The sequence below is a fragment of the Nocardia sp. CWNU-33 genome (assembly GCF_046764895.1).
In the GTDB taxonomy this organism is placed as follows: Bacteria; Actinomycetota; Actinomycetes; order Mycobacteriales; family Mycobacteriaceae; genus Nocardia.
The window spans coordinates 1-16,398 of sequence record NZ_JBKOQN010000066.1 but is presented as its reverse complement, the minus strand read 5'-3'; the positions used below and the strand labels follow the sequence as shown (position 1 = coordinate 16,398).

Genomic DNA, 16,398 nt, shown 5'->3' with positions numbered 1-16,398 from the left:
TTCACCGCAACCCCGGCATCGACCAGCCGGGTCAGCGGATCACCGAACCGAGCCAGATCCTCCGAAAACGACACGGTCGCCGCAACCTCTCACATCGAGAGTGTTGCGACGACCGCATGAACCCAAGCACCGCGACGGGCCCGTTTGCGTTCCCGCGGAGGCGAATTCGGTTCAGGCTCGTGCCTGCAGCCCGCGCTGTTGCCTCGCACGACAAGATCACCGCACGCACGCGACGTAAGGCGGCCTCGTCGGTACAGCGCTGTATCGTGGTGATTTCCCTGACGAGGATGTGGTCGTGGCGCACACAGAACAGGCGGGTACTCCGCGCACAGCCGTGGTGCTCGGCGCCGGTGGAGTAGTCGGCACAGCATGGATGGCCGGCCTCCTCACAGGTCTGCGCCGACACGGTGTCGACCTGGCCTCCGCCGATCTGATTGTTGGCACCTCGGCTGGTGCGATCGCCGGTGCCATCCTGGCCACCGGCGAACCGATGCAACGACTGGCGACTCTGCCCGCTCGAACCCAGCAGCGGAGCGCGCCGATAGATACTGCACACCCACGGCTAGGCGAGGTATTCGCGATACTCCGCGAGCCAGGTCAGCAACCCGCGACCGCACGGCGCCGTGTCGGCGAACTCGCCCTCACAATCGGCACGGGTGACCCGACCGAACAGATCGAACGGATGCGTCGCCTGATCGGTGTTTCCGAATGGCCGGACCGAGATTTGCGAATCACCGTGGTAGACGCCGAAACCGGCGAATCGACAGTCTGGGACAGACACAGCGGCGTACCACTGCCGACCGCAGTCGCTGCCAGCACCGCATTCCCTGGCGCCCAACCACCCATACCAGTGGATGGGCGCTACTACATCGACGGCGGTCTACGATCGGCCACCAACGCCGACCTTGCCTCAGGCGCAGAAACTCTCGTGGTCATCGAGCCGCTGGCGCACCTGTTCTCCGATGATCCGTCACCAGAGCCGCTTGCCGAGACAGTCGTTCGCATCGGCCCGGACACCACCGCGCTCGAGGCCTTCGGCGCCAATCTCTACGATCGCGCAAACTGGGCGCCCGCGTATCAGGCCGGTCTACGCCAAACCGAAAACAGTTCGACGCGTGCCCAATTCGCTCGCTTCAGAACCGACTCCTGAGCTCACCGACGAAACCGCCGGTGTGACTCTCAGCGATAAGTGGCGCTGAATTTTCGCCCGTCGAGTGGCCGCCGATGTGCCGGTTTCGAGCTGTTCCCCGTCGATCGACACTCGCCGCCGCCAGCCGACCAGCGGGCGGTCGGCCTATCGTGCGGTCCTACTGCGTGGCTGTCGGGGAAATCGGTGTGGGGTGGATGTCGGTGCCGCGCTTTAGGGTCACGCCATGTCCGGTTCTGACCACAGGCGACCACCGGCCCGGCCCGACATACGGTCGTGTCTACGAGATGGGAATGGGCTCGGGTGCCATCGACGGAAACGAATGGGCACCCAGCCTCGCCGGACTCTTCAGTGCTCTGGCCAGCGCGCTCAATACCAGAACCTCCTTCAGGTACTTCTGGCCCGAGCTTCGTGAGAGTGCGTCATCCGGGCGGATACTCCTCGGATGGAACATCCGACTGTAGTGACAGATTTGGTGCTCCTCGGCGCGCTCATCCTCATCACGGACGGTGCGTGCGAGCTGTAATCGGCTGGTTGGAGACTTATGCCAGGACCGAGTCCCGGCAAGGATTCGGTTCAGAACTCGTGCTTGCCGCCTGCGCTGTCCCAGCCCTCCGCGAGCAGGTCGCGGATCTGGCGCAGCACGTCGGAATCGGTGAGTTCCGTCTCGCTGGAACCCCAGCGCTTCTTGGCGTGTATGGCGGGCAACACGAGCACGAAGTACAGCACCGTCGCGATGATCAGGAAATTGAGAGCTGCGGTGATGATCGGACCGACTTGCACAAAGGTCGCCGGCTTGTCGGCTACCAACCGGAAACCGAGGCCGAGCTCGTCGTTGCCACCGAATACGGCCAATATCGGATTGATGATGCCATTGGTGAACGCGGTGACGATCGCGACGAACGCGGTACCGATCACCACGGCTACGGCCAGGTCTATGACATTTCCGCGGAATAAGAAGTCCTTGAAACCCTTGAGCATTGCCGATATCTCCTCTTCGGATGGGAGCTTTCCAGTCACGCTCGGCGGTTTATGCAGCCGGTCCGACGATGCTAGTTGACAGTCATGGCACATATTTGGCGAACATTCTCAATGGAAGACAACGGTGAGTGCGGTCCGCAGCGAGGCTGCCGCGACGGTGGTGGCGCGCTCGGCATCCATCGCGACCAGCACGATCCGTTCCTGGCCGCCACGTCGATCGCCGGGGCCGGAGACCAGAACCACCGCGGCATCGGTGGCGAGGGTTCGCGCCGGGCGAGCCGCGGAACCGGTCTGTTCCTCGGCGCCGACGACATCGACCCGATCACCGGCGCGCAGGATCTCCGCGACCGCGGTGTCGGCCAGGCGGATGGGCACAATCCTGGCGTCGCGCCCACCCGTGGCCACAGCGGCCAAGCGTGGGCCGACAATGCGCAGATCGGTGAATATCTCGCCGGTGCGCATGGCCGCCGTCAGCGTTGCACCGACAAGAGCGGTGCTGTCGGTGACGACACCCGTCGGCAGGGCGCCCGATTCGCGAGCGGCTGAGTGCAGGTCGTCGGCCTGGATGAGATGGCCGGGTGGCAGGTCGCGGCCCGCGACCACGATCCGGGTGCGCTCGGCGCCCGGGTCGCCTCGGATGAAGAGGGCGGCGGCGAGTGCGGTGAGAACGACCGCCAGCAATCGCCGGACCAGCAGGCCATCGGCCCAGGGTGGTCGATTCCACAGCGCGAAACGCAGTGCGCTATCGCGACCGAGATCGCTGAGTGATCGAGTCATGGCCGGATCCTATGGCCACAATCACACCTGCTAGGCCGCTGAAACGGCTAGCTGTGGACAGCGAGAGGCTGGGGATAACTCAGCTGGCGACGGCAGTGCTCGTGGGCGTGGACGTGCTGCTGGAGGAGCTCGAATCCGAACTTGTCGAGCTGCTCGAACCGCCGTCCGACTTCGCGGGCTCGCTCGCCGTCGAGGCGCCGCCGCGGCTGTCGGTGCGGTAGAAACCGCTGCCCTTGAACACAATGCCGACCGAGTTGAACAGCTTGCGCAGCTTGCCAGAGCACTCCGGGCAGACGCTCAGCGCCTCATCGGTGAAGGACTGAACGATGTCGAAGCGGTTGTCACACTGGGTGCACGCGTACGAATAAGTTGGCACAGGATCCTCCGCAGGGTTCGTCAATCTGGCACTCTACAGCCGACACTGCCAACGCCGCTAATCGACGTTTCATTCCGTGCCCTGTTCCACACCGAGTTGTTGCAGGCCGCCCTGCGGTGTGAGCGCCCAGCCCATGCGCAGATCGTGCGGTTCCTCGGGGAGCTGGTCGACGAGCTCGTCGTCACGCACCACCGCGACCAGGTGCGCGGCCGGATCGGCAGCGGCCAGCGTGCGGTCGTAGTAGCCCGCGCCCCGCCCGAGTCGGACACCGCGGCGGTCGACCGCGAGCGCGGGCACCAGGATCAGTCCGGCCGTGCCGACCGCGGCAGTGGGCAGTACCTCACCGGACGGCTCGAGCAGTCCGAACCGCGCGGGTCGCAGGCCGTCGACGCCGGTGTATTCGGCCCAGCTCAGCGGCCCGAGGGGACCGGTGACCGGCAGCAGCACCCTGGCTCCCGCGGCGCGTATGGCATCCAGCAGCGCCGTCGAACCGGGCTCCCCGCGCACCGGCACATAGGCGCACACCCAGTCGGGCAGCTCGAGCCCCGCAGCGGTCTCGGCCAGCGCACGTGCCTCTGCCTGCTGGTCAGCGATTGTCATCGCGGCCCGTCGAGCGCTGATTTCGGTGCGCCACGCATGTTTGTCACGCTGACCGGGCATCTCCACAGTGATCACCTTAAGCTCACCGGGACCCGGATCGGCCCGACGGCCGATTTCGGTGCTGTGCCCGACGGGCGTTGGGACGCTGTGACGGATGGATAGGGTAGGCGTATGACAGCAGTGCCGGATAAGACGGCCGAACGGCCCGCGAATGACGCGGTGGTGTCGTGTTTCCGCACGGCCGTGGTACCCGCGGCCGGCCTGGGGACGCGGTTCCTGCCTGCGACCAAGACGGTGCCCAAGGAATTGCTGCCGGTCGTCGACACCCCCGGCATCGAGTTGGTGGCGGCCGAGGCCGCCGACTCCGGCGCGGACCGGTTGGTGATCGTCACCTCACCGGGTAAAGACGGCGTTGTCGCGCACTTCGTCGAGGACCTGTTGCTCGAGAGCACGCTGGCAGAGCGCGGCAAGTTCCACCTGTTGGAGAAGGTGCGCAAGGCGCCGGGTCTGCTCGATGTCACTTCGGTCGTGCAGGAGGAACCGCTCGGTCTCGGTCACGCGGTCGCGCAGGCCGAGCACGTCCTCGATGATGATGAGGACGCCATCGCCGTGCTGCTGCCCGACGACCTGGTGCTGCCGTGCGGTGTGCTCGACGTGATGAGCCGGGTGCGCCGCAAGCGTGGCGGCACCGTGCTCTGCGCCATCGATGTGCCGAAAGACGAGGTCAGCGCGTACGGCGTCTTCGATGTCGCCCCGGTGCCCGATGCGGTTAACCCGAATGTGCTGCGCGTCAACGGCATGGTGGAAAAGCCTGCTCTCGCCGACGCGCCCTCCACCTTCGCGGCCGCGGGCCGATATCTGTTGGACCGCGCCATTTTCGACGCGCTGCGCCGGATCACGCCGGGCGCGGGCGGAGAATTGCAACTCACCGACGCGATCGCGCTGCTCATCGAGGAGGGCCATCCGGTCCATGTGGTGGTCCACCGTGGGTCGCGCCACGATTTGGGCAACCCGGGCGGTTATCTTCGTGCTGCGGTCGATTTCGCTTTGGAACGAGAGGAATACGGCCCCGCCTTGCGGGAGTGGCTGCAGCATCGGCTGAGTTCGGATTGGGATCCGCAGCTGACAACGTACGACTAACGCGGGTGGGCGTCGGGTTTCGCCGATAGTGGACTGTCGGGTACGAATGATGGTTCATTGCGGCGTGAGCGACGGGCCCTGAGGCGGCAGCTTGCGTGACCACGAAGGGCCCCGGGAACGCCGCCGATCGGACACGGTCGGGCGCACCGAACTTCAGTTGCGCTGATGCGAAATCCGGGTTGGGTGCGAAGAGATCAGGAAGGGCTGGATGCGCTCGGTTGAGGATCAGCAGATCAAGGTGACCGCCGCGGCGGTCGCGCCCCGGCCGGTCCGGGTCGCGATCTCCGAGGCCCAGGGCCTGCTGTGTGCCGAGGACGTCGTCACCGAGCGGCCGCTGCCCGGCTTCGATCAGGCCGCCATCGACGGCTACGCGGTGCGCAGTGTCGATGTGGCCGCCGCCGGTTCGGATATCCGCAATGAAGATGGCGAGTTGGTCGATCTCACCTTGCCGGTAGTCGGCGAGGTGGTCGCCGGTTCCAAGCAGCCGAGCAGGCTGCAACCGCGCCAGACCGTTCGGGTCGATACCGGTGCGCCGCTGCCGACTTTGGCGGATGCCGTTCTGCCGCTGGACTTCACCGATGGTGGCCGGGCCAGGATCAAGGTGTACGAGCCGGTGCGTTCCGGCGACTACGTGCGGCGCATCGGCGACGATGTGCAGCCGGGCGACGTCGCGGTGCGCGCGGGAACCATCATCGGTGCGGCGCAGGTCGGACTGCTCGCGGCCGTCGGCCAGGACAAGGTGCTCGTGCATCCGCGGCCCCGGCTCTCGGTGATCTCCGTCGGCGGCGAGCTGATCGACATCGATCGCACGCCCGGCCCCGGCCAGGTCTACGACGTGAACTCCTACGCATTGGCCGCCGCTGCCCGTGACGCGGGCGCCGATGTCAATCGGGTCGGCATCGTGAGCGCAGATCCGCGGCGACTACGCGATGTGGTCGAAGGTCAGCTTGTTCGTTCCGAGGTCGTGGTGATCGCCGGGGCCATCGGCGGCTGGGCGTCCGAACAGGTCAGGGAAGCGCTCGAAGGTCTCGGCGAGTTGGAGATCGCGCGGGTCGCCATGCACCCCGGTTCGGTCCAGGGCTTCGGGCGGCTCGGCCGTGACGAGGTGCCCACCTTCCTACTGCCCTCGAATCCCGTTGGCGCACTAGTGGTTTTCGAGGTGATGGTGCGTCCCTTGATCCGGATCGCACTCGGGCGCAGGCATCCGATGCGTCGGATCATCCGGGCCAGGACCATCACCCCGATCTCCTCGATGGCCGGGCGCAAAGGCTATCTGCGCGCGCAACTCATGCGCGACGAGACCACGGGCGACTACCTCGTCCAACCGCTCGGCGGCGGCGCGGGCTCCTCCTCGCATCTTCTCGCGACGTTGGCCGAGGCCAACAGCCTGATCGTGATCGATCCGGACGACACCGAGATCCGCACCGGTGACGAGGTCCGAGTCGCTTTTCTCGCACAGCGCGGCTGAGGCGTGGAGTCGATGAACGTGTTCCGGGTCACGCAGCATCCCGGATGGCCCGCGCATCTCGGACCGCTGCGCGTCGCGGCGGGTCAGGTGACGTTGCGGCCGGTGCGATTGCGCGACGCCGCAGCGTGGAGCCGGATCCGGCTGCGCGATCGGGCGCACCTGGAGCCGTGGGAGCCGACCGGTCGGGGCGCGTGGGAGGCGCGCAACCATGCGTCGAACTGGCCGTCGCTATGGTCGAGCCTGAAGGCGGAAGCCCGTCGGGGCGCGATGATTCCGTTGGTCATCGAGGTGGACGGCACCTTCAGCGGCCAGCTGACCATCGGCAATATCGTGCGCGGCGCACTGCGCTCGGCTTGGATCGGCTACTGGGTGGCCAAGGACCTCGGCGGCCAGGGCGTCGCAACCGCCGCCCTCGCCCTCGGCCTCGACCATTGCTTCGGACCCGCCGGACTGCACCGCGTGGAAGCGACCGTCCGCCCGGAGAACCTGGCAAGCCAGGCCGTGCTGCGCAATGTCGGATTCCGCCAGGAAGGTCGGCTCGAGCGGTATCTGGACGTAGATGGAGCGTGGCGCGATCACCTGCTCGTCGGCATCACCGTCGAGGAGGTGGCCGGAACAGTGGTCGACCGCCTGGTTCGCGACGGCCGCGCAACCTTGCTCTGAGCGTGGTTTTTGCCGATTCGTGTGACAGGTGTGGCAGATGTGCACGGCGCGCCTGACGGATCTCGCCTCGACACGGAATTAACCTACGGACGTCGGTGGTGCGTCTTGCGTCATCGGCAGGGAGCCTGCGAGGCGTCCGGCGAACTCGCCGAAACGCTTGGCGGCGACCGGACTTCCGTGGAGTCCGAGTGCGTTTGCGGCGAGCGAACGCACCGCGATGGGGAGCGGAGCGACCGGTCGAAGGCCGAACGGACAACCCAGGCGGGGACGGAGGTGCTGAGGCGATATGCCGAATTCAATTCTGTGGATCGGCCTCGTCATTCTCTGGGTCTTCGTCCTGTTTCCGATACTCGCCGACCGGCACCCGAGAATCCGGCAGACGACCGACGCGGCGCTGGCGACCCGTGTATTGCACCGCGGAGATTCCAAGCGGCGCCCGAAAAGTGGACCGGCCGCAGGGCACGACAGTGATCCCGATTATCGGCCGACCCGCGTGCAGAGAAAGCATCCCCATAGTGATGATGCGGAGGACCGGATGACAACACCGGCCGACGAGCCCGTCACCGATATCGACGACGAACAGTCTCTACGAAGCGAAACACTGGAGCTCGAGGGCGGCACCCCTCGTGAATCCCGATCTGCTGCATCCGATTCCGATATCGCTGAGGCTGAGGCCGACATCGATGAGCTCGATGACGAGCTCGACGATCGTGCGAACGAACTCGGCGCTGCGGAGGCCGAATTCGATGATGCCGAGCCCGAATCCGATGGCGTCGACGGTGAATTCCATACCGAATCGGGCAATATCGACATCGCTGCGGCCGGAATCGCTGCGAACGCCGGTGCGGCGGCCGATGATGACCTCGTGGCCGATGAGCGCACCGATCCGGCGGCCCGGATCCCCCCGGCGCGCTCGGCCGCGCCCGCACAGTACCTCGACACCGACGACGACACCGAATCCGATTCGGCCGACCCGGATTTCGTCCCCACCCGGCGCGGCCGCGGCGGCTTCGATCCGGAGGCCGACGCGATCGCCCGCGCGGCCCGCTACACCTTCCGTCAGCGCGCCGTGCTCGGGCTCCTCCTGAGCGCCGTCATGTTCGGCGGCCTCGGCATCGCGGTGGCATCGCTGTTCTGGTGGGCCTGCGGCTTGTCGGCGGTCGTGCTGGTGACCTACCTGGCGTACCTGCGTAAGCAGGTCCGCATGGAAGAGGAGATCCGCCGCCGCAGGGCCGCGCGCCTCGGCCGCGGCCGCGAGCAGGCCGAGCACCTCCCGCACCACACCGAGAAGCAGGCCAGGCAGCAGGCCATGGACCGCGACACCGCCCGCGCCCTGCGCCGCCGCTCCGCCCGGCTCGAGACCGACGACGAAGACCCCATGTTCGAACACCTGGAAACCTTCGACGCCGCAATCGCCCGCGCCGTCCGCAACCGCACCGGCGACATGCGAAGGGCGGCCGGCGCGTAATCGCATACGCGCAGGTCAACGTGCCGATTCGGAGTCTGAGCCCCGCTACTGATACAGTGTCACAGCGCGGTTCCCCGGAGCCGCACGGGGCTATAGCGCAGTTGGTAGCGCGTCTCGTTCGCATCGAGAAGGTCAGGGGTTCGATTCCCCTTAGCTCCACTCAAAAGGCGAATGCTCATGGCGAGCATTCGCCTTTTTGGTTCCGGGTGTTTTGTGGGGAGCGAAGTCCCGGGCTGCGTTCCTTGTCGGCCAGTGGATGCAACCTGCTTGTCGGCTTCCTCGTCGACCATTCGCATTTCGTTCCCACCCCGGAACTCTCGGGTGCCACCGCACCCAGCGCTGGTCGCGAGCATAGCGTGGGTGCATCTCTGGGCTGGGTGCTCCCGCGCGGATTACAGGCCGTCGGCGCGAGCTATTTGGAAACAGTCGGCGACGCAGGCTATCTCGCCGCGTAGGTGGGCGAGGATCTGTATTACCGAGGCGCCGGAATTGGCGTACTCCCAGGCGTTTGTCAACGCGAGGGCGGCACCGGTGGATCTGTCCTGGGTGCCAGGCCAGGTCTTGAAAGTTCCGTCGATTGTTTCGACGACCGAACGATAGCGGTCGAGTATGTCGTGGGGGGCCACGGATTGCATCAGGCCCACGAGCGCGGTGAGGTAACCGTTGTAGAACTCTGACGAGCAGGTGGGGTCATAGCGGCTCTGCATCATGGTGTTGTCGTAGATGGCGTAGCCCTGAATGCCCTGGATTTCTTCGTCGGTGCACCAATGGTCCACCCGCACGCCGAAGACCGGGTCCGGGGCACTCATACCGGGGCTGTGTTCCGCCGGTGTGATGGATGGTGGCCCCTCGTAGCGGCTGCGTCGGTCTTGGACGGACCAGTCGATGCCGGACTGGCGACGCACTTCACGTCGGATGTCGAGCTCGATGCCCGGGGCACTCGCGTCGGCCACCCCCAGGTAGCCGGCGGCCATATTGGTGATGTCCTGTTCGGACATGGACGAGTTCAGTGCCGACTCACGTGCCCGCTGCACCGCTTCTCGAATGTCCTCTTGGACTCGGGGATCTTGCGGGTCTGGATGCGCCGACATGCCGACCCTCCTCACTTGGACGGGACAAGCAAACTGAAACCAGAATATCTCTGATCGATCGCCCCTCGAAGTTGCCGCTCTCGACCGAGTCCAGACGCTGCCGAGTGGCACATGGTGGAGGGGGTCACCCGCGATTCAACTCCACTCGGCGTTCGGCTTGGTTGGGTGTGTTGTGGATTAGGGGCGATTGTCTGATGGTGATCGGGTTGGGCTGGCTAGTCCACCAGAAAGCCCTGCTCAGGCCGGGCTTTTTGGTTTCGGTCCACTTTTCGAGCTGCTGCGGCACAGCTGGGTCGACCATCCAACAAGCGTCAGGCCACGGGCGCGGTGCTGAGCGGAAGCAGTTCGACCTTTAGACCGGGGAGGAAGTCAGTGCGTTCAATACTTCGCTCCTTGGACCAGTCGTGCGTGCTGACCTGCCTTCGTTTCACCGCGTCGCTGCTGTGCCACGGTGGCGGGGCCCGACACGATAGGGTGCTGGTCCGCAGACGAGGAGTGCATCATGGAGACCGAAACTCGAGTCGACCCGGCTTCGCATGCGGCGGGTAGTGGCGGAACCGTTCGGGCCGCGGTCGTGGTCGGTGCTCTCGGTGTCGTATTCGGCGATATCGGGACCAGCCCGATCTACACCATCCAGACTGTGTTCAACCCGGCCGACCCGCACCCGGTGCCGATCAGCACGAACAATGTGTACGGCGTGGTGTCGCTGATCTTCTGGTCGGTGATGATCATCGTCACGCTGACCTATATCTCGCTGGTGATGCGCGCCGATAACGACGGTGAGGGCGGGATCATGGCGCTGATCACGCTGCTGCGCCGCCTGGGTGGAACCCGGGGTCGGCAAGCGGCCACAGTGCTGGCCGGGGTCGGCATCTTCGGTGCCGCATTGTTCTTCGGCGACAGCATGATCACGCCCGCGATTTCGGTGCTGTCCGCGGTAGAGGGTTTGAAGATCGTCTCGCCGGGATTCGAGAATCTGATCATTCCGATCACGGTGGTGATCATCGTCGCGCTGTTCTCGGTGCAGCGCCGCGGCACAGCCGCGGTCGGTCGACTATTCGGCCCTGTGATGATTCTTTGGTTCGTCACGATCGGTGCTTTGGGTGTGTCCGGTATCGCACGGCACCCGGAGATCCTGAAGGCACTGTCGCCGACCTACGCGCTGGGTTTCATGTTCGGGCACTTCGGAATTGCGTTCTTCGCGCTGGCCGCGGTCGTGCTCGCGGTTACTGGTGCGGAGGCGCTGTATGCCGATATGGGCCATTTCGGCAGGAAGGCGATCACCCGCGGCTGGCTGGGGCTGGTGCTGCCTGCGTGCGCGCTGAGCTACCTCGGGCAGGGTGCGCTGCTTCTCGGTGATCAGACTGCAGTGAGTAGTCCGTTCTTCCTGCTCGCTCCCGGCTGGGCGCGGTTGCCGCTGGTGCTGTTGGCAACCGCGGCGACCGTGATTGCTTCGCAGGCGGTGATTACCGGCGCGTTCTCGGTGGCGTCGCAGGCGGCCCAGCTCGGTTACCTGCCTAGATTGCGTGTTGAGCACACGTCGGAGTCGACGATCGGACAGATCTACGTTCCGTGGATCAACTGGGTGCTGATGGTGTCGGTGCTCACGCTGGTTTTCGCGTTCCAAACCTCGGCGGCCCTGGCATTCGCGTTCGGTATGGCGGTGACCGCGACGATCACCATCACGACGTTGCTGTTCTTCTACGTCGCCCGAACCAAGTGGGGCATTCCGCTGTGGCTGGTCCTGCTCGGCGCCATCTCTTTGCTGGCGGTCGACGCGATGTTCTTGGCGGCGAACCTCACCAAACTGGTGCATGGGGCGTGGCTGCCGTTGTTGATCGGGCTCACCGCGTTCACTGTGATGATCACGTGGGCGCGCGGGCGTGAAATCGTTACTAGCGCAAGGGAACAGGTCGAGGGACCACTGCGCTCATTTATCGACCAGTTGCCGCGCTATGAGCCGCCGCTGGTGCGGATCGCTGGGACGGCAGTATTTCTCAACCGAGGCAAAGAGACCGTGCCGTTGGCGATGCGGGCCAATGTCGAGCACAATCGCGTGCTGCACGAACATGTGGTGATTCTGGCGATCGACACGCTGCCGGTGCCTCGGGTGCCGGACTCGCAGCGCACCGAAATCGACGCGCTCGGGTACGGCGAAGACGGGATCATCCATGTGACCGCGCACTTCGGTTACATGGAAACACCGAATGTCCCGCACGCGTTGCGCTTACTCGACCCAGCGCAGACCGAAGGGCCGATATCGGTCGATGGCGCCTCCTACTTCCTGTCGAAGATCGAGTTGAAGAAAGGCTCGGCGCCCACGATGGCGCCTTGGCGCAAACGCCTGTTCATTGCGACGTCCTACATCACCGCCGACGCTGCCGAATACTTCGGCCTGCCGGGCGAGCGGACAGTGATCATGGGTTCGCAAGTCGAGGTGTAGGTATGCGATGGCCGAGGGATCCGGCCGCAAGTGGTCGGGCCATTTCCCTGTTCGTGGGGTCTCGCGATAGCTTGGTCGGGTGATCAGCAATCCGGTGCCCACGGTGGCAGGAGCATGGCGAGCGGGTGACGGCGCTGCGGTGCCATTGCGTGAGGCGACGGTGGCATGGGCATTGGCCGCGCACGCGGAACTGTCCGAGATCGCTACCGGGTACGGGCATTTCATCACGGTGGCCGAGCTGGCCGAGCGGGTGCAGGAAGCGTCCGGCGTGCGAACCGAGGCGCCGACGCGCACCTGGATGGACGCCATCCTGCGAAAGATCGCGCGGCGCTGCCACAAGGCGGGCGAGCCGCCGCTCACCGCACTGTGCGTGCAGCAGAACCACACCGTTGGTGACACCTATAAGTACGTGCTGGAACTCGCCGGGTTGCCGATCCCGGACGACCTCGAACTGCACGCCGCCTACGCCCGTTGGCAGTGCTACCTCCACCACGGGGCCGAAATGCCTGCCGACGAAGGCGTCCCGCCGCTCACTCCCAAGGTGGCGAGCCGCCGTTCGCCGAGCACTGCGGGTCAGGCCGAGGTCAAGCCGCAGCCGACCCGCGCGGCGGTGTGCGCCCAGTGCTTCATCGAGCTTCCCGCCAGCGGAACCTGCCAATACTGCGTGTGACCGGCTCGGGCCCACAGAAAGCCCGGTCCGAAACGACCGGGCCGCGTGTTCTGAACCGGGCATGCGATTGGTGAATTATGTTGCTGGACAGTAGATCACCTTCGCTTATCCGTGCCGCCGCCGTTTGCCGGATCGCGGATTCGACGAAACTGGTGTGTTTGGATGTCGAGCAAATCCCAGCGAGAATTCTCCCGGCGCGGCCTCGATCACGAACTCGCCTCGCCGTGGCAGCACCCTCGGAATCGCCCTCATCGACCGCGGCTCGGCGATCCCACTTCCGCAATGTCTCGGGGCACCTTCACCGGCTCGCGAGTGGTGATCGCGCCCACTCCGAGGCGTAACCGTCTCGGTGCTCGCGAACCAGATGAACCGCCTTCGCCTCCGCACCGTACCTTCTCGGCATCATGCCTACCTTCCCGATCAAGAAGGCAGGCATCAAACCGAGGACTTCACTTCAGCCTTTCGCGGCCGGTCCTCCCGGCCCTGTGCAGGAAGCGTTCTCGGCTCGGGCAGGACAAGGGCGTTCCCTTCTTCACTGGCTGTCAAGCTATCGGTCGGTTACTATTTCATTGCGCCGTCGCAGTATTGAGTGGGTCAAAAAGAACAATATTGGATGCATGGGTGGCGTTGGTTCTCCCAGGTTGTTTTGTTGTGTGGCCTTGTCTTCTTTTGACATGTGCGGAGCCATCGACGGTGACGGCTCACGAAACGACCCCACCCGTCGGTTAGGGGTGCGCTTTCCAGATTTCCGGTTGGAGCGTCGGTGTTCCCTCAGCGCCGTTTCCGTAAGTTCGCCGCACGTGCTCCAGAGCAAGAAGCCGGCAAGTCACAGCGCTGAGCTACCTCGTCGAGGACGCGGGACTGCGCACATTGCTGTTCGGAAAGGACTGGCGGCGACCAGTCTCACGGCGTGACCGCGGGCAACATCGGCAAGAACCTACGCGCCGATCGGCCGGATGTATGCCGGTCGGCGGGACGGAGGATCGAGGAGATGTCACCGAAGGAATACAGGCCGGGAACTGCTTTTCCTGGAGTCATCGGTCGGACGGCCGATGTGTCGAGTCCCGCTTGGCCGCAACCGGTGCGGCCTGCACTGGGTGCGCCGAACGTGCTGTTCATCGTGCTCGACGACACCGGGTTCGGGCAGTTGGGCTGTTATGGCAGTCCGATCGCCACGCCGCATTTGGACGCCCTGGCCAAGGGCGGATTGCTGTACAACAACATGCATACGACAGCCCTGTGTTCGCCATCGCGTTCGTGCATCATGACCGGACGCAATCACCATGCCAACGCAATGGCGAGCATTACAGAAGTAGCCACGGGATATCCGGGCTATAACGGCAACATTCCATTCGAGAACGGGTTCCTCTCCGAGATGCTGCTGCAACACGGATACAACACCTACATGGTCGGCAAATGGCACCTGGTGCCGTCGGACCAGGAATCGGCAGCAGGCCCGTACGAGCGCTGGCCGCTCGGCCGTGGTTTCGAGCGGTTCTACGGCTTCCTCGGCGGCGATACCAGCCAGTGGTACCCGGATCTGATCCACGACAACCACCAGGTCGAACCGCCCGCGACCCCGGACGAGGGCTACCACCTGACCGCGGATCTGGTCGACAAGGCGATCTCCTTCATCTCCAGCGCGAAGCAGGTTGCTCCGGACAAGCCGTTCTTCTTGAACCTCTGCACCGGGGCGACGCATGCCCCACACCATGTGCCTAAGGAATGGGCGGACCGTTACCAGGGCCGGTTCGACGACGGCTGGGAGGCCTACCGCGAATTCACCTTCGAGCGGCAGAAGCAACGGGGCATCATGCCACCGGACGCGCAGCTCTCCCGCCACGACCCGGATGTGCCGGAGTGGAACTCGATGCAGCCTGATGTGCGCCGCCTGGCCGCGCGGATGATGGAGGTCTTTGCCGGATTCCTCTCGCATACCGACCATCACATCGGGCGGCTGCTGGACTTCCTGAAGGAGATCGGCGAGTTCGACAACACGCTGATCATGGTCGTCTCCGACAACGGCGCCAGCGCCGAGGGCGGAGTCACCGGGACCACCAATGAGCTGCAGTTCTTCAACAACGCCCCCGAACCGATCGAGGACAGCCTCCGAGCGATCGACGAACTCGGCAGCCCTACCACGTTCAACCACTACCCGTGGGGCTGGACCTGGGCGGGCGACACGCCCTTCCGTCGGTGGAAGCGTGAGACCTACCGCGGTGGTGTCAGTGACCCGTTCCTGGTCCACTGGCCGCGGGGCATCATGGCACGGGGTGGGGTACGCACTCAGTACGCGCACCTGGTCGACATGGTCCCCACCGTCCTCGACGCGCTCGGAATCGAACCCCCGGCCACTATCAAAGGCGTGCCCCAGTCGCCCCTCCACGGTGTCAGCTTCGCGCACACCTTCGACAACCCGGCCGCGCCGACCCGGCACCACACGCAGTACTTCGAGATGATGGGCCACCGCGCGATCGACCACTGCGGATGGCGTGCCGTGTGTCCGTGGCCTGGCCCCTCCTTCACCGAAGCGGGCAAACTCTTCGGCACCCCCATCAGCGCCGCGGATCTGGGCGAGTTGGACGCCCACCACTGGGAGCTCTACCACATCGAGGAGGACTTCGCCGAGACCCGCGATATCGCCGCAGAGCACCCGGACAAACTCCTCGAGATGATCTCACTGTGGTACGTCGAGGCGGGAAAGTACCAGGTATTGCCCATCGACAGCAGCGGCATGCAACGGCTGACGGTGGAGAAGCCCCAGATCACACCGGCGCAGCTCAGCTACACCCTCCGCCCCGGCACCGAGGCATTGCCCGCGGCCGTGGCGCCCCGGGTGATCAACCGTCCGCACAGCATCACCGCCGATGCCGAGATCCCGCCCGGCGGCGCCGAAGGCGTTCTGCTGTGCCAGGGCACCAACGTCGGTGGCTGGTCCTTCTATCTCAAGGATGGCCGACTGCACTACGCCCACAACTACGTCCGGCGCGCCATCTACCGTGTCTACTCCACCGAGCCGGTCCCCGAAGGCCGCCATGAGCTGCGCTTCGAATTCGAACCCACCGGCGAGCCCGACCTCGCCCACGGCAAAGGCACACCGGGCCGCGCCCAGCTCTACATCGACCACCGCTTGGTCGGCGAGGCCGAAATCCCCGTCACCACGCCGGTCGCCTTCAACCCCGGCGGGATGACCTGCGGCGCCAACTCGGGCTCGGCGGTGGCACCCGACTACGAACCGCCTGCCCGGTTCACCGGCACGCTGCACACCGTTACTGTCGACCTCTCCGGGGAGCTGATCACCGACATCCAAAGCGAGATGCGCATGCACATGGCCCGGCAATAGGGCGTCGGCTCCGCCGCCGAGCAGTCGGCGCGGGTCCCATCCGCAGCGGGTTCGGCATCGCGAGCCGAGCCCGGCAGGTGCTGGGGGTCCGGTAGTAACGGCGCAAAACAACGGATAGTGCGTCACGAACGTGGAGAGGAGCTCAAGGTGTAGGAGAAGCTCTTTGAAGCGGTGCTGCGTGAGAGATGGAGGATTCTCGGCCCTCCAGTGTCGCCCTGCATGGGGGAGGCG

General features: G+C 65.3%; 13 protein-coding genes and 1 tRNA gene. 9 read left to right on the top strand and 5 right to left on the bottom strand.

Annotated features, from left to right (window positions below):
- Positions 1 to 295: 295 nt before the first annotated feature.
- Positions 296 to 1,150, top strand: a complete 855-nt coding sequence (locus ACLMAL_RS38445; protein ID WP_412003564.1) for a patatin-like phospholipase family protein — start codon at positions 296 to 298, stop codon at positions 1,148 to 1,150.
- A 573-nt stretch (positions 1,151 to 1,723) separates the two neighbouring features.
- Here the strand turns inward: ACLMAL_RS38445 and mscL are convergent.
- The 4 genes from mscL to ACLMAL_RS38425 form a co-directional block, all read right to left on the bottom strand.
- A complete protein-coding gene (gene mscL, locus ACLMAL_RS38440) occupies positions 1,724 to 2,128 on the bottom strand; it encodes a large conductance mechanosensitive channel protein MscL (protein ID WP_412003566.1) in 405 nt (134 codons plus the stop codon).
- A gap of 108 nt (positions 2,129 to 2,236) precedes the next feature.
- A complete protein-coding gene (locus tag ACLMAL_RS38435; protein ID WP_412003563.1) occupies positions 2,237 to 2,905 on the bottom strand; it encodes an SAF domain-containing protein in 669 nt (222 codons plus the stop codon).
- A 79-nt stretch (positions 2,906 to 2,984) separates the two neighbouring features.
- Positions 2,985 to 3,281, bottom strand: a complete 297-nt coding sequence (locus tag ACLMAL_RS38430) for an FmdB family zinc ribbon protein (RefSeq protein WP_412003562.1) — start codon at positions 3,279 to 3,281, stop codon at positions 2,985 to 2,987.
- 69 nt (positions 3,282 to 3,350) lie between these two features.
- Positions 3,351 to 3,941: a 5-formyltetrahydrofolate cyclo-ligase gene (locus ACLMAL_RS38425; RefSeq protein WP_412003565.1), complete on the bottom strand. Its 591-nt coding sequence runs from the start codon at positions 3,939 to 3,941 to the stop codon at positions 3,351 to 3,353.
- Positions 3,942 to 4,052: 111 nt separating this feature from the next.
- Here ACLMAL_RS38425 and ACLMAL_RS38420 point away from each other — a divergent pair, with 111 nt between their 5' ends.
- From ACLMAL_RS38420 to ACLMAL_RS38400, 5 genes are all read left to right on the top strand, one after another.
- Positions 4,053 to 5,021 carry a UTP--glucose-1-phosphate uridylyltransferase gene (locus ACLMAL_RS38420; RefSeq protein WP_412003561.1) on the top strand — a complete coding sequence of 323 codons (969 nt, stop codon included), beginning with the start codon at positions 4,053 to 4,055 and terminating at the stop codon, positions 5,019 to 5,021.
- Between the two features lie 208 nt (positions 5,022 to 5,229).
- Complete coding sequence (gene glp, locus ACLMAL_RS38415; RefSeq protein WP_328406291.1) at positions 5,230 to 6,489, top strand: gephyrin-like molybdotransferase Glp; 1,260 nt, start codon at positions 5,230 to 5,232, stop codon at positions 6,487 to 6,489.
- 12 nt (positions 6,490 to 6,501) lie between these two features.
- Entirely contained in the window at positions 6,502 to 7,152 is a 651-nt protein-coding gene (locus ACLMAL_RS38410) for a GNAT family N-acetyltransferase (RefSeq protein ID WP_412003560.1), read from the top strand.
- 286 nt (positions 7,153 to 7,438) lie between these two features.
- On the top strand, positions 7,439 to 8,620 hold the full coding sequence (gene glpR / locus ACLMAL_RS38405; protein ID WP_412003559.1) for a gephyrin-like molybdotransferase receptor GlpR: 1,182 nt from the start codon (positions 7,439 to 7,441) through the stop codon (positions 8,618 to 8,620).
- Between the two features lie 86 nt (positions 8,621 to 8,706).
- Positions 8,707 to 8,779 (top strand) — tRNA-Ala (locus tag ACLMAL_RS38400).
- A gap of 233 nt (positions 8,780 to 9,012) precedes the next feature.
- Here ACLMAL_RS38400 and ACLMAL_RS38395 read toward each other — a convergent pair.
- Positions 9,013 to 9,711 carry a hypothetical protein gene (locus ACLMAL_RS38395; protein WP_412003558.1) on the bottom strand — a complete coding sequence of 233 codons (699 nt, stop codon included), beginning with the start codon at positions 9,709 to 9,711 and terminating at the stop codon, positions 9,013 to 9,015.
- A gap of 502 nt (positions 9,712 to 10,213) precedes the next feature.
- On the opposite strand from ACLMAL_RS38395, the gene ACLMAL_RS38390 reads away from it, so the two are divergent.
- The 3 genes from ACLMAL_RS38390 (at position 10,214) to ACLMAL_RS38380 (ending at position 16,167) form a co-directional block, all read left to right on the top strand.
- Complete coding sequence (locus tag ACLMAL_RS38390) at positions 10,214 to 12,154, top strand: potassium transporter Kup (protein ID WP_412003557.1); 1,941 nt, start codon at positions 10,214 to 10,216, stop codon at positions 12,152 to 12,154.
- 79 nt (positions 12,155 to 12,233) lie between these two features.
- Positions 12,234 to 12,824 carry a hypothetical protein gene (locus tag ACLMAL_RS38385; RefSeq protein WP_412003556.1) on the top strand — a complete coding sequence of 197 codons (591 nt, stop codon included), beginning with the start codon at positions 12,234 to 12,236 and terminating at the stop codon, positions 12,822 to 12,824.
- Between the two features lie 910 nt (positions 12,825 to 13,734).
- Positions 13,735 to 16,167, top strand: a complete 2,433-nt coding sequence (locus ACLMAL_RS38380) for an arylsulfatase (RefSeq protein WP_412003555.1) — start codon at positions 13,735 to 13,737, stop codon at positions 16,165 to 16,167.
- Positions 16,168 to 16,398 lie beyond the last annotated feature (231 nt).

What these genes read in the sequence shown, in the direction of transcription:
- glpR (WP_412003559.1), top strand. Translation starts at nt 7,439, where the DNA reads ATGCCGAATTCAATTCTGTGGATCGGCCTCGTCATTCTCTGGGTCTTC.
- glp (WP_328406291.1), top strand. Translation starts at nt 5,230, where the DNA reads ATGCGCTCGGTTGAGGATCAGCAGATCAAGGTGACCGCCGCGGCGGTC.
- ACLMAL_RS38425 (WP_412003565.1), bottom strand. Translation starts at nt 3,941, where the DNA reads ATGCCCGGTCAGCGTGACAAACATGCGTGGCGCACCGAAATCAGCGCT.
- mscL (WP_412003566.1), bottom strand. Translation starts at nt 2,128, where the DNA reads ATGCTCAAGGGTTTCAAGGACTTCTTATTCCGCGGAAATGTCATAGAC.
- ACLMAL_RS38420 (WP_412003561.1), top strand. Translation starts at nt 4,053, where the DNA reads ATGACAGCAGTGCCGGATAAGACGGCCGAACGGCCCGCGAATGACGCG.
- ACLMAL_RS38390 (WP_412003557.1), top strand. Translation starts at nt 10,214, where the DNA reads ATGGAGACCGAAACTCGAGTCGACCCGGCTTCGCATGCGGCGGGTAGT.
- ACLMAL_RS38395 (WP_412003558.1), bottom strand. Translation starts at nt 9,711, where the DNA reads ATGTCGGCGCATCCAGACCCGCAAGATCCCCGAGTCCAAGAGGACATT.
- ACLMAL_RS38410 (WP_412003560.1), top strand. Translation starts at nt 6,502, where the DNA reads ATGAACGTGTTCCGGGTCACGCAGCATCCCGGATGGCCCGCGCATCTC.
- ACLMAL_RS38435 (WP_412003563.1), bottom strand. Translation starts at nt 2,905, where the DNA reads ATGACTCGATCACTCAGCGATCTCGGTCGCGATAGCGCACTGCGTTTC.